The sequence below is a fragment of the Mucilaginibacter celer genome, assembly GCF_003576455.2.
Taxonomy (GTDB): domain Bacteria; phylum Bacteroidota; class Bacteroidia; order Sphingobacteriales; family Sphingobacteriaceae; genus Mucilaginibacter; species Mucilaginibacter celer.
On sequence record NZ_CP032869.1, the window covers coordinates 2,025,437 to 2,046,355 of the forward strand.

At 42.9% G+C, this 20,919-nt stretch carries 18 protein-coding genes; 9 read left to right on the plus strand and 9 right to left on the minus strand.

Annotated elements, in window-relative coordinates; genetic code table 11:
• Window positions 1–12 precede the first annotated feature (12 nt).
• The 7 genes from HYN43_RS07980 to HYN43_RS08010 all read left to right on the plus strand — a co-directional run bounded on the left by HYN43_RS07980 (window position 13) and on the right by HYN43_RS08010 (window position 6,993).
• Window positions 13–2,967, plus strand: coding sequence for a chemotaxis protein CheB (locus HYN43_RS07980; RefSeq protein WP_162996374.1), 2,955 nt, complete (start codon window positions 13–15; stop codon window positions 2,965–2,967).
• On the plus strand, window positions 2,945–4,510 hold the full coding sequence (locus HYN43_RS07985) for a PAS domain-containing sensor histidine kinase (RefSeq protein WP_119408938.1): 1,566 nt from the start codon (window positions 2,945–2,947) through the stop codon (window positions 4,508–4,510). Before HYN43_RS07980 ends, HYN43_RS07985 begins: the two co-directional genes overlap by 23 nt.
• Before the next feature lie 6 nt (window positions 4,511–4,516).
• A complete protein-coding gene (locus HYN43_RS07990) occupies window positions 4,517–5,176 on the plus strand; it encodes a response regulator transcription factor (RefSeq protein ID WP_119408939.1) in 660 nt (219 codons plus the stop codon).
• A gap of 101 nt (window positions 5,177–5,277) precedes the next feature.
• Entirely contained in the window at window positions 5,278–5,556 is a 279-nt protein-coding gene (locus HYN43_RS07995) for a hypothetical protein (RefSeq protein ID WP_119408940.1), read from the plus strand.
• The gene (locus HYN43_RS08000; protein WP_119408941.1) at window positions 5,553–5,768 is read left to right on the plus strand and encodes a response regulator; all 216 of its coding nucleotides are present in this window, start codon (window positions 5,553–5,555) and stop codon (window positions 5,766–5,768) included. Before HYN43_RS07995 ends, HYN43_RS08000 begins: the two co-directional genes overlap by 4 nt.
• 215 nt (window positions 5,769–5,983) lie before the next feature.
• Complete coding sequence (locus HYN43_RS08005) at window positions 5,984–6,205, plus strand: hypothetical protein (protein ID WP_162996375.1); 222 nt, start codon at window positions 5,984–5,986, stop codon at window positions 6,203–6,205.
• Window positions 6,206–6,258: 53 nt separating this feature from the next.
• Window positions 6,259–6,993 (plus strand): acyl-CoA desaturase, encoded by a 735-nt coding sequence (locus tag HYN43_RS08010; RefSeq protein ID WP_119408943.1) that lies wholly within the window; start codon window positions 6,259–6,261, stop codon window positions 6,991–6,993.
• Window positions 6,994–7,217: 224 nt separating this feature from the next.
• Here HYN43_RS08010 and HYN43_RS08015 read toward each other — a convergent pair whose 3' ends face one another.
• The 7 genes from HYN43_RS08015 to HYN43_RS08045 all read right to left on the minus strand — a co-directional run bounded on the left by HYN43_RS08015 (window position 7,218) and on the right by HYN43_RS08045 (window position 14,019).
• The gene (locus tag HYN43_RS08015) at window positions 7,218–8,231 is read right to left on the minus strand and encodes an NHL repeat-containing protein (RefSeq protein WP_119408944.1); all 1,014 of its coding nucleotides are present in this window, start codon (window positions 8,229–8,231) and stop codon (window positions 7,218–7,220) included.
• 11 nt (window positions 8,232–8,242) lie between these two features.
• Entirely contained in the window at window positions 8,243–9,328 is a 1,086-nt protein-coding gene (locus tag HYN43_RS08020) for an NHL repeat-containing protein (protein WP_119408945.1), read from the minus strand.
• 14 nt (window positions 9,329–9,342) lie between these two features.
• A complete protein-coding gene (locus tag HYN43_RS08025) occupies window positions 9,343–10,326 on the minus strand; it encodes a UDP-glucuronic acid decarboxylase family protein (RefSeq protein ID WP_119409308.1) in 984 nt (327 codons plus the stop codon).
• A 9-nt stretch (window positions 10,327–10,335) separates the two neighbouring features.
• Window positions 10,336–11,415, minus strand: coding sequence for an acyltransferase family protein (locus tag HYN43_RS08030; protein WP_119408946.1), 1,080 nt, complete (start codon window positions 11,413–11,415; stop codon window positions 10,336–10,338).
• 224 nt (window positions 11,416–11,639) lie between these two features.
• The gene (locus HYN43_RS08035) at window positions 11,640–12,719 is read right to left on the minus strand and encodes a glycosyl hydrolase (protein ID WP_119408947.1); all 1,080 of its coding nucleotides are present in this window, start codon (window positions 12,717–12,719) and stop codon (window positions 11,640–11,642) included.
• Between the two features lie 321 nt (window positions 12,720–13,040).
• On the minus strand, window positions 13,041–13,400 hold the full coding sequence (locus HYN43_RS08040) for a hypothetical protein (RefSeq protein ID WP_119408948.1): 360 nt from the start codon (window positions 13,398–13,400) through the stop codon (window positions 13,041–13,043).
• Between the two features lie 226 nt (window positions 13,401–13,626).
• Window positions 13,627–14,019 (minus strand): response regulator, encoded by a 393-nt coding sequence (locus HYN43_RS08045; protein WP_119408949.1) that lies wholly within the window; start codon window positions 14,017–14,019, stop codon window positions 13,627–13,629.
• 427 nt (window positions 14,020–14,446) lie between these two features.
• Here HYN43_RS08045 and HYN43_RS08050 point away from each other — a divergent pair, with 427 nt between their 5' ends.
• Entirely contained in the window at window positions 14,447–14,896 is a 450-nt protein-coding gene (locus HYN43_RS08050) for a hypothetical protein (protein ID WP_119408950.1), read from the plus strand.
• Window positions 14,897–15,004: 108 nt separating this feature from the next.
• Here HYN43_RS08050 and HYN43_RS08055 read toward each other — a convergent pair whose 3' ends face one another.
• On the minus strand, window positions 15,005–15,361 hold the full coding sequence (locus tag HYN43_RS08055; RefSeq protein WP_119408951.1) for a hypothetical protein: 357 nt from the start codon (window positions 15,359–15,361) through the stop codon (window positions 15,005–15,007).
• Between the two features lie 82 nt (window positions 15,362–15,443).
• Window positions 15,444–15,956, minus strand: coding sequence for a UpxY family transcription antiterminator (locus tag HYN43_RS08060; protein WP_119408952.1), 513 nt, complete (start codon window positions 15,954–15,956; stop codon window positions 15,444–15,446).
• Between the two features lie 612 nt (window positions 15,957–16,568).
• On the opposite strand from HYN43_RS08060, the gene HYN43_RS08065 reads away from it, so the two are divergent.
• Entirely contained in the window at window positions 16,569–20,864 is a 4,296-nt protein-coding gene (locus tag HYN43_RS08065) for a PQQ-dependent sugar dehydrogenase (protein WP_162996376.1), read from the plus strand.
• Window positions 20,865–20,919: the final 55 nt, after the last annotated feature.

Here is a 20,919-nt window from a genome sequence, read left to right on the forward strand (position 1 = left end):
GGCGGAAACCAGATGGTCAAATCAAAAAAAGCTGTCGTACCGGAAATAGCTAAAAAAAAAAAGCCGGTAAAGGCCGGCGGTAAAAAATTGAAATCATTTCCGGTTATTGCCATCGGCGGTTCAGCGGGTTCTTTTTCAGCCTACGAAAAATTTTTCGCGCATATGCCCGCCGATAGCGGTATGGCTATTGTAATTATAATGCACCTCGATCCGCTGCACAAAAGCCAGCTTTCGGAAGTGATGCAGCGCTACACGGCTATCCCGATAATTGAAGCTACCGATGGCATGGCGATCCGGCCGGATCATATCTATATCATACCGCCTAATAAAGATATGGGCATCCATAATGGTAAACTCCTGCTGCTAACCGCGTCAAAACCAGAGGGAGTGAGGCAACCAATTGATTATTTTTTCCAGAGCCTTGCTAATGATCAATGGAACAAATCGGTAGCGGTAATTCTATCGGGAATGGGCGCTGACGGGGAAACGGGCATCCGGATGATTAAGGAGAACCTGGGTATGACAATTGCCCAGGACCCGGAAACCGCCGACTACGATAGTATGCCGTTGGCAGCTATAGGTACCAACCTGGTTGATTATGTACTCTCGCCGGAAGAAATGCCTTTAAAGATCATCCAATACCTGAACCACCCCGTTATTGCTGAGGAGGTTGACGATAGTTTGAAGATGTCATTGAAAAACAACAATGCCATCCATAAAATATTAATGCTATTGCGCTCACATACAGGCAATGATTTTGCGCTGTACAAGAAAAGCACCGTTACCCGCCGTATAGAACGCAGGATAGCTTATTACCAGTTTACAGATTATGCGCAATACGCCGATTACCTGAAGGATAACCCGGAAGAGATCGATAATTTGTTCAATGAACTGCTGATTGGCGTGACAAAATTTTTCAGGGATGCTACCGCCTTTGAGTCTTTAAAACAGTTGCTGAAACAATTGATTGGGCAAAAAAATGAGGATCAGCCAATACGCGTTTGGATAGCTGGTTGCTCTACCGGAGAAGAGGCATACTCCGTAGCTATGCTGCTGGTTGAATGTGTCAACATGCTTAAACGCAAGATTATACCCAAAATCCAGGTTTACGCCACAGACCTTGACCCGGCCGCCCTTGAGCATGCACGATCGGGCGTTTATCACGAAAATATAATTGCCGAGGTATCTCCCGAGCGCCTGAGGCAATTTTTTACCCGCGAAGACGACCGTTACCGTGTAAAAAAAGAATTGAGGGACCTCATTGTATTTGCACAGCAAAACCTGATCAAAGACCCGCCATTCATCAAACTCGATCTGCTTTGCTGTCGCAATATGCTCATTTATTTTACACCAGAGCTTCAAAAAAAGATCATCCCCTTGTTTCATTATGCCCTTAACCCGGGCGGGATTATGTTCATGGGGCCGGCCGAAACCATAGGTGGCTTCACCGACCTGTTTCGTTCACTCGATCCCAAATGGAAATTATTTGAGCGGCAGGAAGGTCACGTTGCGCTGCGTGATATGATCGATTTTCCGTATCAGGCCTCTAAACAACCTTTACACACCGTAAAACCTCATGAAGTGAACACCAAAAAGCAAAAAGGCTCTTTTTCAGATATTTTCAACAAAGTGCTGATCGATAAATTTCTACCGCCCTCAGTGCTGGTTAATGAAAAAGGCGATATTCTGTATAATAACGGTAATACCGGCAAATACCTGGAGCTGCCCCGGGGCGAAACAGTTTCGAACAATATTTTAAAACTGGCCCGTGAGGAGCTTAAATACGCACTATCCAGCAGCTTACAACAGGCCCTTAAAAGCGGGGATACACAGGTAAGGGAGTATATCACCTTAAAAGACGGCAAACAAAGCCGCCAGGTGAGCATACAGGCTACAGCAGTGCACGAGCCGGAAATACCGCCGCTGGTAATGTTTGTATTTGAAGATCATGGGTTGATAGAAACAAATAAAAAATCGCAGCATCCATCCTCATCGGATGGTGATGCACTTGCCGAGGCGTTAAAAAAGGAACTGGTTTATACCAAGCAGCAGCTAACTACCACTGTAGAGGAAATGGAAAGCTCGATGGAAAAACTCAGGCTAAGTAATGAGGAATTGCAAAGCACCAACGAGGAGCTGCAGAGCACCAATGAGGAATCACTGACCACGAAAGAAGAAATGCAGTCGTTAAATGAGGAACTGATGACCGTGAACAGCCAGTACCAGTTAAAAGCAGAAGAGCTGACCCGGCTCAATAATGACATGAAAAACCTGCTGGACGCAACTGAAGTTTGTACGCTGTTTCTTGATAATGATTTGAATATCCTTCGCTATACCCCGCAGGTGCGCCATTTGTTTAACCTTATCGCAAGTGACGTTGGACGGCCTATCAGCCACGTGGTTTCTAATTTTGAAAAGCCTATTAATGAGGATTACATCCGCGAGGTGATTGATAAACTTACCATTAAGGTTACAGATTTGCGCACCAGGGATAACGAGTGGTACCGTGTGCGGATCATGCCTTACCGTACCCTGGATAACTATATTTCGGGGGCGGTATTGACGCTTACCCAGATAACCGATTTTAAGCTGATGGAATCCAGCCTCGAGGTTTTGAAAGATTATGCCGCATCCATCTTAAATGAAATTCCGGAGGCTACTATACAAATGGACGGGGATTTTAATATTACAGGCGCGAATACCTTAGCCCTGAAATTGTTTAAAACAACCTACCATGATGTGCAGGGGAAAAACGCGGCAGAGTTTTTAAAAAAGCAATGGAAAACAGAAGAGCCCGCACAATTGTTAAGCCATTGTTTAAATGAACGGAAGGAAGTGTCGGCAGTCGTAACTACCAAAACCAGGCAGCCTAAAATATACCAGCTAAACGCCCGCCCATTTTTCGAGCAAACGGAGACAACGCCTTTAATTGTTTTAAGGATAAATGAAAGTGAAAACAGCTCATAATGACCTGTTAGCAGAAGTAAGCGGAACATCGCTTAATGAAATGCGCCTGCAAAAGGTGCTTGAAGAACTGCATTTGCACCAGGCCGAGCTGGAAATGCAGAATGATGAACTCCGTATAGCCAACGAAAAACTGGAGTTGCAGCAGCTTAAGTTTTCGGGTATATATGACCTGGCACCAATTGGCTATTATATCCTGACTAAAGAAGGCCTGGTTAGTGAGGTGAACAATGCGGGAATTTTGCTATTGGAAACTGGAAAGGGTAATATTATAGGCAACCGGCTGCAAAGTTTTGTAGCGCCCGAATACCGGGATATTTATCATCTGTTTTTTCGGGAGATGCTGAACAGTGGCAAAAAGCAAAGCCGCCAGTTAAAAATGTTATCCAGAAAAGGGCGCGAGTTTTACGTACAGATGGAAGGTATAGTAGTTGTGGCTGTTCGCAGCTTGCCCTTGCAATGCGATATCGCTGTTATGGACATTACGGAAAGGGTTGAGGCCGAAAAGGTATTGGCCAAAACGAAAGAACGGTTGGAACTGGCACTGGAGGCTTCATTATCAGGTACCTGGGAGTTGGAACTGGATACCATGAAGTTTTATCTGGATGAATTCAATTACCAAACCTGTGCCATACCCGGCGGTAAGTTTGACGGTCGGTATCAAACATTCATCAGCCTCATCCACCCGGACGATCGCCTTGCCGTAGATCAGCAATTTCGCATTGCGCTTAATAATCAAAAATCTATCGACCTGGTTTGCAGGTTTGATAATCAAGGCGGGAATACCCGTTTTGCCAGCATCCGCGGCCATGTGATCACCGAACCCGGGCATCCAAACCGCTTTGTAGGGATCATGATGGATATCACGGCTAAAAAAGAACTTGAGCAGGAAGCAATACGAATTAAGCATGAGCAGCAAAGAAATATCGCGCTGGCAACCATCCATGCAGAAGAAAATGAACGCTCACGCATCAGTGAGGCTTTGCATGATAGCGTGAGCCAACTGCTGTACGGGATCAGGATCAAGCTGGGTACCCTATTAGATTCAGATAACGCGGCCGAGGCATTGCGGGGAGTTTATAAACTGCTCGATTTAGCGGTTTTAGAAACACGGAATATCTCCTTCGAACTGGCACCGGCTATCCTGAATGATTTTGGCCTTCGGGCCACCATAGAGGAAATGGCCAGGCGTTTAAGCACCCCGAAGATGCTCATCAAAACCAGGCTTATGACGCTGAACGTGCGGATGGATCTGCCGGTGGAATCTAATATATTCAGGATTTTGCAGGAGCTGGTTAATAACGCCATGAAGCACTCGGAAGCAAGTTTGATCACCATCGAAGTAAAAAAAAATAAACATGTTGAATTAACTGTATCAGACAACGGCAAAGGTTTTGAAACCGGTAAACCGGAAGATATTACCTCAGGCTCGGGGCTTAGCAGCATCAAAAACAGGTTAAGCTTGTATAACGGCTGTATCGATATCAACTCTAAGCCGGGAGCAGGAACGGTAGTAAAAATTACACTCGAAATAAAACCAGAATAAATACCCATGGCGAACGCCCCCATCGACATTATCTTAGCCGACGACCACCTGATTGTTAGGGGAGGCATTAAATCCATGCTGGAAAAGGAAAAGTCGTTTCAGATAACCGGCGAGGCTAATAACGGTGTTGAGGTGCTTCGTTTGCTGGAGCAAGGCGTTAAAGCAGACATTGCACTGGTAGATATGAATATGCCGGCGATGGGAGGGATAGAATTGACCGAACACTTAAAGCAGGATTATCCCGAACTGAAGGTAATTATTTTAAGTGCCCTGGATACGGAAAAATATGTGATCAAAGCGTTTAAATCCGGTGCCAGCGCCTACCTGCTCAAAAACATCAGCACAGCCGAACTGATCTTCGCCATTGGCCATACCCACCAGTTTGGGCAGTATATTTGCGCTGAGCTCTCGGGGCGCTTTCTGAACCGGTTGCTGACAATTCCAGACCCGATAACCAATGAGAACATCGAAAATATAGAGTTCTCAACGCTTGATGTAGAAATTCTGACCCTGATCTCAGAAGGGTTCACCAACCAGGAAGTTGCCGATAAACTTTTTACCAGCAAACGCACTATAGAGAATCACCGGCAACAACTCATAGATAAAACAGGTTCCCGAAATACGGTGGCCTTGATCCGCTTTGCCATACTTAATGGCGTAATATAAAATCGTTTATAGCAAAAAGGAGTATTAACCGCTTAAGCTTGTGATATTATTATCAGTATAAGAAAAAACTGGCCGGGTATCTTTGATAGAAATCTACGGCGATGCAAAAAATATTAACTACCAAGCTTTTGGTAACCCTGATAGGGCAGGGTTATCGCTATTGTTTATCGCGTACCACCAGTATTTTGGGCGAAGACGCCGACATCTGTATTACTTTACTGCCGGTAAAACGGGCCCCTTCATTAAAAAATCTGCCCGAACGATTTGATACCTATTTTAAGATAAGTGAGGAGCCGCGGCAGATGGCCATGGGAATTGATGAAACTATTGTGCTGGTAGACTTAAGTGAGATTAATATTTTTGTGGAGGTTAGCTTATGAAAAAGCGCATATTGATATTTGATGATGACGTAGCGGTACTGGAAGTTTTACAGATGGTATTGGATTATGAGGGCTTTGAAGCAGATATTGTAGAAAAAAGCGATGATTTTTTGAGCCTGGTGCGGTTGTATAAACCCTCGTTAATCCTGATGGATTTTTCTTTAGGAGGCATGAACGGCGGCGACTGGTGCAACCTGTTGAAAAAAAAGTAAAGAATTTAAAGCCATCCCGGTTATTCTTCTTACCGCTTACTCCAACAAAGGCCTTGACAAAGGAGCCTACGGTTGTGATGATTTTATTGCCAAGCCATTTGATGTGGTTGACCTTATAACCCGTATCAATTTGCTGATTGATGGTACGCCTTATTTATTTTTTAGAAAAGGCCATAACGAAGCGCAAACAAGGTTTATTCTTAACAATAACCGTTATGATCATCATCAGCGTTAAGGATCCCGAATCAGGTTTGACCAGGGAACTAAAAATACAACCGGTAAATAACTTCGCTTTTCCGGGATGGGTGGTTTTGATCCCTGGTGGCAAAAACGTCTTGCTTTACCGGAAAGACGAACGTTGGGAGATTATACCCCGAAACATCAGCGCTCTATATGCAGAAAAGATCGGTGAAAAACTTACCGGGCTGATAATGTGATCCTGTACTTTTTCTACCTCACCTTATTTCTCCGTTTACATTTAATTAAATTTATGCTAATCATTTTTTCATTTTTTATTGCCCACTGGTTTCTGTCGTTATTTTTTCAAACTTTTTTCCAGCACCGCTATGCTTCCCATCGTATGTTCACCACAAGTAAGGCATGGGAGCGGGCATTTTATTTGATGGCTTACTTTTTTGAGGGAGCGTCTTTTCTGAACCCCCGCGCTTACGCAATGATGCACCGTGAACACCATGCATATAGTGATACAGAGAAGGATCCGCATTCGCCGCATTTTTTTACCGATATCTTCCAGATGGTGAAAGCGACGGTAAATACCTTTAAAGATCATTTAAAAAGGACTAAAAACCCGGATACACGCTTTACCGGCTACTACCCCGAATGGCCGCTTATTGACCGGATGGGCTCATCATTGCTGTCGCGCGTTATTTTTGCCCTGGCTTATACGTGCTTTTACATTGCTTTTGCCACGCACTGGTGGTTGTTTCTTTTACTGCCTGTTCATTACCTGATGGGGCCTGTTCACGGCGCTATCGTTAATTGGTGCGGTCATAAATATGGCTACACTAATTATGATAATAAGGACAAATCAAAAAACACAACGCCGTTTGATTTCCTGATGCTTGGCGAATTATTTCAGAATAACCACCATCGCCACCCCAACAGCGCAAATTTTGGTAAACGCTGGTTCGAGATCGATCCTGTTTACCCGGTGATGAAAATGATGCACTGGTTAAAGATCATCAAACTAAGAAAGGCTTATTGAAACGATCCTTATTTCAGCGATCATCAATTTAATGTGGCATGAGTAAGAAAAAGGCGACAACAATTCAGATTAACCTGATAAGTAAGCTACTTTCAGAAAAACCATAAGGCCGCTAACGGCAACATTTGTCAAATTTGAAATAGTCTGTAAAATTGAGCCTTTTTAGCATCTCAATAAAACCCGCTCCCTTGCGGAGCGGGCTTTCACAATTAAAACCGATCCTATTACATTAACGAAATTTTCCTGATGAGCGAGTTGTAGTTTGTAAAATAAAGGGCTTTTTCATTGGCAGATAATGCTATTTTGATAGCGTTTACATCTGCTGCTTTGCCTGCCCCGTCTTTTTGGGTGTTTGAGCCATCCGGCTCGGCAATGGTTTGCACTACACCCGATGAGACATTGAGTTTCTTTATTGAGTTGCTGTCAACAACGTAAAGTGTGCTTCCATCTTTTGTAGCTATAAGAGATGTAACATCATCAAACTTTACACCGGGAAGGATAGGGTTTAGCTTACCGGCTTCGTCATATTTGTAAAGCGTGTTTTGATTTGTGATAACATACTTAACGTTATTCAGGCAGGCAGCGATATACTTAAACCTTGCTATGGGGTCGGTATGATCAACCGGTACAAGCTTGGTATAAAGCTGGTTCTTTAAAGGATCAAGCCGGTATAATTGATAATCTCTTGTAAAAGGAGCGTCGGTGGTAACCCAAACCAGGTCATAATGCGGGTCGGCGCTCACTCCCGAAAAACTATAATCTTCAAGCGGGCGGGCCCGTACTATCGGGTTACCGGCCCAGTCAGGATTATAACTGATGATAGATGGCTCAGATCTGAAACCTCCGTTTTGCGTAAAAGTAACCGTATTATTCCCGGTAACCGCTATTTCGAGCGGGGCAAAAGGGATTTCAGCTCCATATGGGCTTGGGGGAAAATGAATTGTGGTAACAACGCTATCCCTGATAATTTTGCGGATGCTGTTCCCGTTAACATCTGCCACGTAAATTGTGCCGTTTGCCGAAACCGCTATCCCGTTAGGGTCAAAAAAAGCGGCCTGGTTTCCCACCCCGTCCTTTTCTCCTTCAGGTAAAGGGAACCCTCCGGCTATGGTAGTCACCTGGTAGGATGGAGATTGCTCTTGTTTAGGCGGCTGATCGGCCGATTTTGTAAATTTCAGGTCCTTCCTGCACCCCATTAATGCGGATACCATAACCATAATAAATGTAAAACGTTTCATAACGAGTTTTTTTAGTGTGCTTTATACCCCGGTAAAGTGAGCACCTTGATAGTGCTTGAAAATTCGTAATTGTCGGTAAAGTAAAGCAGGTGCTGCTTATCGTCTATAGCAAGCCCGGTGGCATTGATAAAAGCCGGCAGGCCATCGGCGCTATTAGTACCATTTGGGTAATACAGCGTACTGATCTTACCGTTTTTAAGACTCAGGATAGCTCCGTTTTTTATAAAGTATAAGGTGTCGCCGTCATCTGTAGATACCAGGTCGCTCATACCATCATAGGGTTCATAAGGATATTCGGCGATGGGCTTTATTTTAGTGAACACGCCGCTTTGGGTCAGCTTATAAAGCTGGCTGTACGATGCCATGTATTTGTTACCATTGGGAGCCGCGTAAATAATTGTTGGCGATGCAGTGTTGTATAAGTAATGATTGCCGTAATATTGTTTCAGGCTATCCGCAGGTAATTGTATATTAGGCAATTGTATATGATCTGACCAAAATTTCCCAACTCCCTGTAAGCTGCAAAACCAAAAAAAATCACCTGAAGGGTCGCCGCTCATGCCCGTCATCCCGCCACGGCTTATTTGTACCGTATAAATACTACCATCCGGTTTATAAATGCGGCCAAGCACCGCGCCTGCAAAATTGGGGTTTGGCATAAACTCTACGTTAATCGTTCCATCGTTGCTTACACCGGCATGTATTGGAAAGGTTAGCTTAAGGCCGTTTGGACCTGCCGGGGTGTTTAGTGTTGATACCGTAGCGGTATATTGCTCTTTTACCCCGTTAAGTGCTTTAACTTCTACCTTGCGGATAGCGTTGTTCAGGTAATCGGCCACGTATAGTAAACCGCTTTTTTTCAGGCAGATACCCTGCGCGCTATTAAAAGCAGCTTCCTTGCCGACTCCGTTTTTAAAACCAGCCGGACCGCCGGCTATAGTTAAAATTGTATAATCGGGAATTGTGATCTTTGATATGTCGCTTTTAACGGCACCTTCATTATCAACAACAGGAACCGGAAATTTTTCCTTTTTACATGATACCAGGCATGTTAGCCAAAGTGACAGGCACAAGAATGTAAATAAATTTGTTTTCATATTTCAGGTATTAATTATCTGTTAAAAAGCGCGAAATCTTTATGGATAAGTTCCCGTTCGGTTAACGCTTTGAAGTAATTGAGCGTAATTTTCAGGCCTTCGCTTCGTGATACTTTTGGTTCCCAATCTAAAATCGCCTTTGCTTTTGTAATGTCGGGGCGGCGCTGTTTGGGATCATCCTGCGGAAGCGGTAAGGAAATTAGTTTTTGACCGGTACCGGTAAGCTTAATGATCTCTTCGCCAAATTCCTTGATAGTAATTTCATCCGGGTTCCCGATATTCATCGGCTGCGAATAGTCGCTGTGCAGCAGGCGGTAAATCCCCTCAACCAGGTCATCTACATAACAAAACGAGCGGGTTTGCGATCCGTCGCCAAACATAGTAAGCGGTTCACCCCTTAAAGCCTCGCCTATAAAAGCGGGCAACACTCTGCCATCGTTAAGCCGCATCCTGGGACCGTAGGTATTAAATATGCGCACGATGCGTGTTTCCAGACCGTGAAAGGTATGGTAGGCCATGGTAATCGCTTCCTGAAAACGCTTCGCCTCGTCATAAACCCCGCGCGGGCCAACAGGGTTTACATTGCCCCAGTATTCTTCGGGTTGCGGATTGATATTAGGATCACCATAAACTTCAGACGTAGAAGCAATAAGCAACCTAGCTTTTTTTGCCCTGGCAAGGCCAAGCAAATTATGCGTACCTAACGATCCCACTTTTAAAGTTTGAATGGGGATTTTCAGGTAATCGATGGGGCTGGCGGGGGAGGCAAAATGAAGTATAAAATCAAGATCGCCCGGAACGTATACAAATGTTGATACATCATGATGATGAAACTCAAAGTTTTGCAGTTTAAACAGGTGCTCAATATTTTGCAGATCGCCTGTGATGAGGTTATCCATCCCTATAACATGATAATCCTCGGTGATAAACCTGTCGCACAAATGGGAGCCAAGAAACCCGGCCGCGCCGGTTATCAATATTCGTTTACGGTTTTTCATAAGCATATATTAATTGGAAATTGTACGTTTATTGAATAAACCGCCGGGGCTTTTTAGGCCAGATACCGGCTTGGCTATGGCTGTAGCCCTTATCTTATCACCAAAAAACAATACGGTGAGTGTTCGGTTAGAGCCGCAGAGCAACCGTAGCATCACGGGGAAGCTAACTCCGAAAGCAAGCTCGACGATGATCTGGACAGTTAAATTATTGATGCCGAGTTTACCTACCAGGATCCGGCCGGTAACGGCCCCAAAAATGTGGAAGAGGTAAATTGCGTACGAAAAATCGCCCAGCCAGGTAAGTTTTTTATTTTGAAAGCCAAGCCTGATCAATAGTATACACGCCGAACAGCCTACACAAAGCGTTAACAGATTGATCAGTTGCCGGGAAACTGTTGTATTAAACACAAATATTTGGTAACCGAAAGCCAGCAGAAAGATGATTGCCGCGATACCGATAAAGGCCCCCTTAAACACGCTATCATAAAAGCGCTTCAACAATAAACCGAACAGGAAAAATGTCAGTAAAAAAGGCACCCGCGTTAAACTAAAAAAGCTTAGCTTAAAAGGAAGCAGCACAAATATGAGGGCCGCTATGATAAAACACATAAGCGCGGAGCTTAAACGGTTAAGAAGGTTGAAATTTTCGAGTATGGTAACGATGATAAATACGATCATCATGCCCTGCAAAAACCAAAACACCGCATACGGAAATAAGTATATTTTCCATATTTCGCTAAGCTCGCTTTTTGAATTGGTACCTGGGGTAATGTACTGCAAAAAAAAGAACAACGATGAAACTACCACCAGCGGTATTAAAAGCCTGTTTACCTTACCCCATAAAAAAGTTGAATTACTGTTAAACCGGGTTGCCGGCTTGTAGGCGTACACAAAACCCGATATTACCGTAAAGAGCGGCATCCGGATATACTGCAATGCATAATATGACCAGCGCCACACCGAATCGTCGGCAACTTTAAGCCCGTTGTTTGATGACGAACCTATAACATGGCCTAAAACCATCAGTATAATGGCTACACCCCTGAGGGTTTCAATGCTAAGGTTTTTTTTTGTTTGGCTAACTGTCATTCAGTAAGATATTTAAATCGTGAGCGGTTGAAAAGCAATGTAAGCCAGGCGAATGCCGATTATTACACCCGGCCTTACAGATCAAAGTTGAATAAATATTTTACTGGTTTTACAGGCCGGTAATTACATGGTAATTAATTGTATAGAAGTGAGAAATACGTGAAATAAAAAAACGCCTGCCCCAAAGCAAGGGCAGGCGTTTTTTATGCTGATTAAACAGCTTGTTACAAGGTTAAATTTTTTGCAACCAATTTTTTTACCCATGATGTATAGGGTGTTGCCCATTTTATAATACCATAATTAGCTTCAAGTTCACTGCTTTTATGCGGCTCGTTAAACAATTCATAAATAATAGCAACTTTAACCTGCGGGTTTGCTTTACACTTGGCAATAAAGCTACTAATAAACTTGTTTTGATCTGTTTCATGCGTGTTCACATCTTTGTACCTAAGGTTAAACTCGGTTATCCAAATAGGCTTATTCGGAAAAAGCGATGAAAGCTTTTGTGTAATGTCGGGAATATTGTAAGGCGCTTTAGGAGCGATATTTTCCATTTCTGAATACCAGTGGTACGCCACCACATCGAAATTTACACCATACCAGTCAAGCATCCGGATAAAGCCGTAGTGGAGCCAACCGGCCGAGACCATTGTTTTCGCATCGGAATCTTTAGATTTTATGCCCTCATCCATGCCTTTAAGGTAAGCCGCTATCACGTTAAACTTTTTACGATCATAATCGGCCTGGCTTTGCCCGGTTGTTTTAGGAAGTAAAACTTTCAATTCCAAATCATTACCCAAATCATAGTATGTAAAATACTGCCCATATTTGGCAGCAAAGTCGGCTCCCAATTTTTTACCGGCCTGGTATGATTCAGATTGGCTGGCTTCAAGATCCAGCGTGCGGGTGTAAAGCATTGGAAGCAACTTTATGCCGCCTGCCTTTGCCGCTGCCTGTAATGGTTCCCATAACCACGGTACTGATATCGTTCCGTCTGATCTTGTCTGGAAACCCACCCTGTACCAGGTCATCCCCATTCCTTTTATCAAACTGATTTGTTTGGTTGCGGGTGTTTGCACGTATGGTGCATCGCCCATCGGATGTCCTACAACGCCAAGTTCCAGGTTAGATCCCGACAGGCTGATTTTACTACTGCTGGTGGCAGCAAACGATTGGGTGATCAGGCTATCGGGCAGGGCCGGAGCAGGCATGGCGACAGCATCATCTTTCTTTGAGCAGGACATCAGGGAAAATCCAGCGGCGACTAATATAGCTACCACTAATTTGTAAATAGTTTTAGTCATACAACGATTTAATTAATAGTTTGCATTTTAACGGCTAATTTGTTGAAAATGTTATATTAATTATCGCTATGATTAAAATAATGATAAAAGTGTAAAGCTTTAAAACAATTTTAAGGCTAAAAAATATTCCTAATAGTTGTACTAATCAAATAGTTAGAGCTTGACTTAGTGTATCGAAAAAAAATTAAAAAAAAGTCAAAATAAGCCCTATCCGGGTTGAATTTACCAGAAAAAAGGACCGAAAATTGGATAATCCAATTCGGAAAAGAAGGAAATGCAGCGTAGAATAGGCTGGAAATTCGTTACCGGCTCAAAGGTTCTTTAAACTTGAGTGGTTTCTTTTTGCAACATTTCATTATACCTTTCGAGTAAATTGAGATATTTATTTTTCCAGTTTTGATGTTCATGCGCGTCAAACTGCGCTATGCCTTGTGCATCAGGTTCGGGTAGTTTATAAATAGTTTTAAAATCATTGCTTTCAAACAACTCCGGGAATTCCTGAGCGAAGTCGTGCTTTATAGCAAAGCCGATCTTTAAGATTACATCGCTTCTTAATTTTTTTTGATTGAACCAGTTATAAATCGATCTTCTGTTAACGTTAGTGCATCGCGCTAAATCACTTATGCAGAAACCATTTTTCCTTACTCTATATTCAACTATCTGACCGTAATGCTTTTCCATGTAAAGTTCAATTAATCTTATTTAGTGGTGATAAAAAGCGACTCAGGCAGTTCGCTAACAAATTAATTTTGCTTTCCGTAAATATAAGCCACCGGATAAATATTTTATGGTAATAAATACGCTAAATAAATGATATAAATACTTTAAATCAGCAAAAGCTCACAACAAACCTTATCTCTGATTTAATTAAGTAATTGGTAATAAATGTGTTAATTTGTTTGTTGTACTACTCCACATCTTTAATTATATCTTCCATCGTTTTAACCGATACAGGTTTGATAAGGTAAGATTTTATGAAATTATATTTGTGCGATCGTTTAATATCCCTCGGATCAATTGAGGAGCTAAGAATATAAACCGCTAAAGGACGTTTTAAATCATCATATACCAGGGCCAGCCGATTTAAAAACTCCCAGCCGTTTAAAATAGGCATATTCAGATCAAGAAATAGCAGTTGCGGTAATACAGCCTCTTCGCTTATATGTTTAATCAGAAAATCCAATACCTTTTTGCCGTCATCGGTATATAAAGTATCATTAAACCGCCCACTTTTGCCTAATATTTTTTTGATGATGAAAAGCTGGATCTTATCATCATCTAATACGATCACCCTACACATGATTATAAAAATTAAAAGGGTTTTTCTTTAAGTCTGTTGTACACTATAACAATAGCGTTTGCAAAAATTACCATAACCAGTGTTTCTATCATCTCGTCTCATTTTTTGCCGTTTAGCGGCCACTTTTAAAGTTTATTGCTTATCAAATATATAATGTAACACAATAAAATAATGGCATTATATTTCTCATAATCAGCACGATAAACTTCATTTATTTCCCGGTTCCTGACCGGCAGTGTATAAACAGAACAATGCGCGACTGATACCAAAATATGCAGTTACGTGGCAAGGTTGCCTCCGGGTTTGTGTTGTGTTGCTCACCTGTTGCTCAGTAAATCAAAAATTTTCCCAACTTGATAAACACTTGCTGTTAAACCGGTTTAATGCCTCTGCATTCATTTACTTTTACTAAAAAAATGAGAGAAATATGAAAGAAATTAACTTAAAATCAGACAAGTACGCGTGTACATATAATGTAGGCGCAGGGCATCCAAAATCAACACGGATAGGGATAACGGCCGCGGTATTAATGCTGTTTACTTTGATTACAGCATCAGGTTGCCGCAAATTGCAAACTGTTCAAAAAGATAGCGAGAGCAATTACGGCTATGGTAAACTGACGGTGCAGTGCGAAAGCAAGTGCCATATATCATTTGGAACTGCAGATAGAATGAACGTTTATGATGTAGACGCAAATACCGGAGTTTATTACATAAGATATCAAACTAAATACCAGCTTGATATATCTATCACGCCGACGGATGTAGATCAAAATATTATTATGAATGTTTACAGCAGAGAGGAAAAACAGATTTTTCATAACGCGGCCAAACGAAAGCTAAATGATGTATGGGAATCAAAAATATTGATCCCGTAAAAAGTATCGGAATCTTATGATTTATAGCAGCAGCAGTCATTGTTCGACTGCTGCTTTTTTCATATCTGGTTTGTTAGGGATAGCAAAAGTTGCTGTGGAAATAACGGCTTATCGCTCTTTTTCGATTTTACTGGTTAATAGTGAATTGTACTTTTCAAGCAATTCAATGTATTTATCTTTTAAAGCTGCTGTATTAGGTGCTTCCCAAAAAAACAGGTCGTCATGATTGTCGTTAATTTTTACTTTATTGAAATCACTTGGCCTGAATAATTCCGGAAACTCAACCGAGAAATCATGATCTATAATTATGCCTATACGCTTTATCACATCCTGCTTCAAATATTTTTGATTGAACCAGTTATACACCGAACGTCTGTTCATATCTGTAAGGCGCGCCAGTTCACTTATGCTGAACTGCTTTTTGCGTACTACCAGCTCTACAATTTGGCCGTAATGCTTATCCATAAACACAAGTGTTGTTCAAGTTCATAGTTTTTTTAATAGCCCTTTGCCAATCTACCTGCTACCTTATTGAACCTTTTTTGGGTTACTCAGCCAGGCAAATCCGGGAATGATCAGTTTTAATTGTTAAAGCACAATTGATGTTTTTTATAACCATAACTACAGACTGCCCCTTCACGCTGATAATTTCACCCATTTTATTAATTAACGGCCCGTTAACCACAGTTACATGGTCTCCGATATTAACACCGGTTAACGAGATTGTTTTAACATCAGGATAATGTTTAGTTATCATACGAATGCGTTCAATTTCCGCATCCTGGATAACAGCAGGCTTTCCGCAATAAGTAATAAAATTTACCGCTCCGGATGTTTGTATAATTTTACTTTGTTCGTGTGTTTTAATGCGCACAAACAAGTAAGACGGGAATAGAGGGATGTCGACCAGCTTAGCTCTGTCAACCCATTGCCGCCTCGTTTTAACCAGCGGACAGAATGATTCGATGTTCTGTTCTTTTAACAACCTGTCAACCTTTTTTTCCCACCTGGACCGCGTGTAAAGAACCAGCCAGTTTTTGTTTTCTTTTTGTGTTATCATAAATAGTTGGTCGGATTACTTTTAAATTGATCGTTAACCTGTATTACATTTTGAGAAATTTTACTTCTTCCGAAGTTAAGTCATAACAGCAATAGTATTATACTATGTGGCGAGTTGTGTAGCATGTTGTGAATGTGACGTGTTGGCACTGTATAAATTTCTCATTTTACGGCCATGCCGGGCCTGCAACATCGCGCGGTAGTTCTGATGAACCAATACCGGCATACACACTTGTATACAATTCACATCACAAGTAACTTACAATCAAAGCTTTCACATAATAAAATAATTAAAATTGCGGCAAGTATATCGGTGATTGAATTGCCCGCATTGTTGTGAGTGAAAGAGCGTAGCTATGTGGAGTTATATCATAAGTCGGATAACGCGCTTAGATATAAATGTAGTTGATATGTAAGAGTTAAATAGGGTAGTAGTCACTTTTGTTAATTTGATTTTATGCATAAATACTTACTTGTAACAGGGGTTGTAATAGGGTTTTGCTTATCAGCATTTACATGCAGGGGGGATGAAAACAAAATAAGAATCGTTTCTCAAATTACTGATACCTGTAACCATGTAAGTACTTTACCATGTAATGCTTTAGCAGTAACATTGCCGTTTAACTTAACGTTTAATTCGCCAGTACCGGGAAGCATTAATGATAAAACGGGCGGCGGTACCGGTTTTACAACGGTAAACAATTATTCGGGCACGAGATTACCTGCCGACGGCATACCCTCCAACCTGGCGGTGCCCGGTTATGAGGCATCAAAAATAGCTTTAAGTAACGGGCGTATCCAAATAACTACCAATAAGGGGATTGATTACCAGGGCAATAACAATCAGCTTAACGTGTTAGGGGTAAAAATTACAAGGTTTGGTAAACTACAGATTGATGTTAAGGTGATCAATCCTTACAATGGCACCTCATCTCAGCAAGCCGGTATCTGGTATGGCCTTAACGATAAAACTTTTATCAAGTTGGATATTAACGGCAACAAGGTAGAACTGCGAAAAGAGTTAAACGATATAACCAGTGCGGCCGCGGGCAATGCTAATCCTGATCAGCGGGTTACCGGCACAATCAGCGGCCTTAACACTAAAACAGTTACCTTAAGATTGATAATTGATTCTGCGGCCCATACAGCCGAAGGTTTTTATTCAAGGGATGGTATTCAGTTTATCAGCACGGGTGCAAGCTATACCACAAAATATCTTAATATCTCTGGTATGGGTTTAACAGGGAATGAAACCTACGCCGGGATTTTTGCCAGTCATCGTAACGCAACAGCTCCTGTTACTTACAGCTTTGACGATTTCAACATCGCCGATTTGGTGCCCGCGTTTAAGGCGCTTGCCTTTTCACAAAAAACATTAAGCTTTACCGCGCTGAAAGGCGCGGCGGTGATAGCTCAGCAAGTTATTGTTATTCCTAACCAGGGCCATCCGGTGGTATCCTTAAGTAATTCGAATGCCAATTGGCTAACTTTACCTTCTGCCGCTAATGATACTTTGGTTTTTAACCAGGACGCAATCAATACTACCATTTCAGCAGGTAATTATCAATCTGTTATTGTTTCCTCAGCACCTGGTTACCGGTCTGATACATTGCTTGTCAATTTAACTGTTATAGACGCGCTTCAGCCAGCCATAGTTAAAATTAACTTTCAGGACGCGCAAACAGTTCCGCCACCGGGATACATCAGGGATTTCGGTCAGGTCTATGGTATGCACAGCGGGCTCAATCAAATGAGCGGTTACGAGTTTGGCTGGAAAAAAAGAAGTGACGGAACTGTACTGAACCTTACAGCCAATGGTCGCAATCGCAGTGTGCCCGAAGATTTATTACTGGCCACATTTATGCACATGCAGGCCAATAACATAAGCGGTTCGTTTACGGGCCTAAAAACGGAGGGATACTGGGAGATGAAGGTGCCTAACGGCACATATGACGTAACAGCATCGGTTGGTGACGGTACAGTAGGTACTGCGCCCGAAGCTCACTCTATAAACATAGAAGGCGTAAACGCAATTAACCGGTTTGTACCCAGCGGTAAGCAAGGGAGTATCGGCCGGTTTAAAGCGGCCACACAACGTATCTCTGTAAATGATGAACATTTAACCATTAATGCCGATGGGGGTACCAACACCAAGATCAATTTTGCGGGCATCGAGCCGGTGTCACTTAGCGCTTATTTATATTGGTCAAACCCGGGCCGGAATTTAATTATTAAAAAAGGAACTGCTGCTACCGCCTCGTTTACAAACGTTTTAGGCAGTTCAAATAATCTTGCTTCCTCCTATAGCCTTGGCGTAAGTTATGCAGCGGGCGCAAGTGGATGGCTAAATTTTACAACTTTAAAAACAGGGGCACAACCTTTGGTTTCGTTTGATTATTCGGCAGCAAAAAGCCTGCCTGTTGGTACGTACAATGCTGTTATAACGGCAACGTCCCAAAGATATACCAGCGCGTCATTCCCGGTGCAGATCAATGTTGTTGATACTTTGCGGCCGTATGTTATATCCTCAACCCCGGCCAACGACGAACGCAAGGTAAGCCTGGCAACAGTAAGTTTTGCCGCCAATAATTTGCATGTTCCTGCAGTTGCCGGCTATCAGGGAGGTGTTGATAACAGTACTATAACTAACACAAGTGTTAAATTGCTGCAACAGGCCGACACTTCATTCACGCCGGTAACAGGCGTAGTGCAAGGTACAGGCGGGGGCGATGCTATCAGTTTTTCGCCATCATCGGCGTTGCTGCCCAATACCACTTATAAATTTGTGGTAACAGCTAATGTAAAATCGTACAGCGGCGCTGCATTTAACCCCTACGAAGCCACCTTTACTACCGACGCGGCAAAAATCGACTCAGCAAATATACTTAACGCGCAGTTTGTTAAAGTTGCCGTCGCCGGCACCCAGGGAAAAAAATATTGTTCTTTAACCATCGGCCCTGATGGAAATTTGTACGCTTTACGGCTTGACGGCGTAATTGAACGCTTTTCCATCAATCATACTGATGGCACGCTCACGCTGAATAAAACTATCCGGACGCTGGTAAATAAATATGGTAACCGATCGGCTATCGGTATCACTTTTGACCCGATGTCGACCGCCGCGAACCCGGTAGCCTGGGTATCGCATTCGTCGGCAGGGCTTACTACTGCACCGGCGTTTGATGGTAACATATCACGCTTAGAGGGCGACAGCCTGCAAACAGAACAGCTCATAATTACCAAGCTGCCACGTTCAACCCGCGACCATATGGTTAACAGCCTGGCCTTCGGGCCCGATCATGCTTTATACATTTGCCAGGGCAGCAACAGTTCGGCCGGGTTATATGATAGCGATTGGCAACGAAACGAAAGCCTGCTGTCGGGAGCAGTTTTGCGTCTTGATCTGGTAAAACTCGGCGGTTTAACCCTGCCCTTAAATGTGCAAACCACCACAAGCCAGGCACTGATAAACAATGCCCCCGCTGTTTCGGCAACCATGAGCGACGGCACTTATAACCCATACGGAAGCTTATCGCCTTTAACTATTTATGCCTCCGGGGTACGTAATGCGTATGATCTGGTGTGGCATAGCAATGGCCAGCTTTACCTGCCCGCTAACGGTTCGGGTGGCGGAGGTAATTCGCCTGCATCTGTTAATGGAACGCGCCGGCCCAACGGCACATTTTACAACGGGCCTGCTGTGCCGGCAACTACAGGTGTACAGGTTCAGGATGACTGGCTTTTTCGTGTAAACCCTGATTTTGCTGTCGGTTACTATGGCCACCCCAATCCCTTAAGGGGCGAATACGTGATTAACAGGGGCTATGCCGACAATCCATTATATTCCCCGGCAGTTGTACCCGATAGCAACTACAGGGCGGCATACAATTTTGGCCTTAATAATTCGCCTGATGGTGCTATCGAATATAAAAGCAATACTTTTAATGGCGCGCTTAAAGGTCGTTTGCTGGTATGCCGTTTTAGCGGTGGCGGCGACATTATTGTGATGCAGCCGGGATCGATAACCAAAACAAGCTATACCGGTAATAATGATCATATTTATGATGTAGTAAAAGTAAACACCGGATCGTCCAACAGCGGACTGGTTGGCATGTCGGGCTTTGCCAATCCACTTGACCTGGTTGAGGATACGCTGAGTGGAAACCTTTATGTGATTGAATATAACTGGAATGATAATCCCAACCTTACGGCTCAGATCACTTTACTCCGGGCATCGGCAAACGCGCAGCCTCAGCCTATGCTAACACTCTCTGCGGTCCCATTGCCAAAGGTTAATGCTTATACAGACCAGGTTTATGAAGTTACATTGAGCAACAGGGGCGATGGCGTATCAAATGTAAATGACATCGGCCTCACAGGTGCCGATGCCTCCCGGTTTAAGATAAGCGGTATCCCCATGCCCGATAACACGCATCCTTTAACACTAAAAAAGAATGGCGCGTTATCATTCAAAGTTTCATCTCCATCAACGCTAAACGGTAGCTTTAAAACACATTTGCGGGTAACCAGCCGGGAAGATACCACTAAGGAAGTGTTGATAGAAAACCAGGTCCGCGTAGATACATCTCCGGGCAAAAAGGATTATGAGTTGGAAGCTGATCAGCGTAATGCCGATTCACATACGTTACAGGTATATCCCAACCCCAACACCGATGGACGGATTTATGTAAGGCTGCGGAATTTTAAGCCCCGCGAGGCGTTTTCGCTTTATTTGTACAGCATACAAGGGGCGAGCATTGAAACCATCAGGACCATAGTCAATGAAGCCGGCGAGTTTAATACCGCGTTTAAAAGCCTCTCCACAACTTATAATAAATTTTATTTGGTTAGGGTAGAGTACCTGTCCGGCTACAAATACGCCAAGGTATTTGTAGGCAGCGGGTACTGATGCCACATATTATCCCTTGCAGGTGATGCATAATGTCGCCCATTTTTCATTCTAT

Excerpts from the sequence above, each read along its gene's own strand:
- HYN43_RS07980 (WP_162996374.1), top strand. The coding sequence starts at position 13 with ATGGTCAAATCAAAAAAAGCTGTCGTACCGGAAATAGCTAAAAAAAAA.
- HYN43_RS07985 (WP_119408938.1), top strand. The coding sequence starts at position 2,945 with ATGAAAGTGAAAACAGCTCATAATGACCTGTTAGCAGAAGTAAGCGGA.
- HYN43_RS07990 (WP_119408939.1), top strand. The coding sequence starts at position 4,517 with ATGGCGAACGCCCCCATCGACATTATCTTAGCCGACGACCACCTGATT.
- HYN43_RS07995 (WP_119408940.1), top strand. The coding sequence starts at position 5,278 with ATGCAAAAAATATTAACTACCAAGCTTTTGGTAACCCTGATAGGGCAG.
- HYN43_RS08000 (WP_119408941.1), top strand. The coding sequence starts at position 5,553 with ATGAAAAAGCGCATATTGATATTTGATGATGACGTAGCGGTACTGGAA.
- HYN43_RS08005 (WP_162996375.1), top strand. The coding sequence starts at position 5,984 with ATGATCATCATCAGCGTTAAGGATCCCGAATCAGGTTTGACCAGGGAA.
- HYN43_RS08010 (WP_119408943.1), top strand. The coding sequence starts at position 6,259 with ATGCTAATCATTTTTTCATTTTTTATTGCCCACTGGTTTCTGTCGTTA.
- HYN43_RS08015 (WP_119408944.1), bottom strand. The coding sequence starts at position 8,231 with ATGAAACGTTTTACATTTATTATGGTTATGGTATCCGCATTAATGGGG.
- HYN43_RS08020 (WP_119408945.1), bottom strand. The coding sequence starts at position 9,328 with ATGAAAACAAATTTATTTACATTCTTGTGCCTGTCACTTTGGCTAACA.
- HYN43_RS08025 (WP_119409308.1), bottom strand. The coding sequence starts at position 10,326 with ATGAAAAACCGTAAACGAATATTGATAACCGGCGCGGCCGGGTTTCTT.
- HYN43_RS08030 (WP_119408946.1), bottom strand. The coding sequence starts at position 11,415 with ATGACAGTTAGCCAAACAAAAAAAAACCTTAGCATTGAAACCCTCAGG.
- HYN43_RS08035 (WP_119408947.1), bottom strand. The coding sequence starts at position 12,719 with ATGACTAAAACTATTTACAAATTAGTGGTAGCTATATTAGTCGCCGCT.
- HYN43_RS08040 (WP_119408948.1), bottom strand. The coding sequence starts at position 13,400 with ATGGAAAAGCATTACGGTCAGATAGTTGAATATAGAGTAAGGAAAAAT.
- HYN43_RS08045 (WP_119408949.1), bottom strand. The coding sequence starts at position 14,019 with ATGTGTAGGGTGATCGTATTAGATGATGATAAGATCCAGCTTTTCATC.
- HYN43_RS08050 (WP_119408950.1), top strand. The coding sequence starts at position 14,447 with ATGAAAGAAATTAACTTAAAATCAGACAAGTACGCGTGTACATATAAT.
- HYN43_RS08055 (WP_119408951.1), bottom strand. The coding sequence starts at position 15,361 with ATGGATAAGCATTACGGCCAAATTGTAGAGCTGGTAGTACGCAAAAAG.
- HYN43_RS08060 (WP_119408952.1), bottom strand. The coding sequence starts at position 15,956 with ATGATAACACAAAAAGAAAACAAAAACTGGCTGGTTCTTTACACGCGG.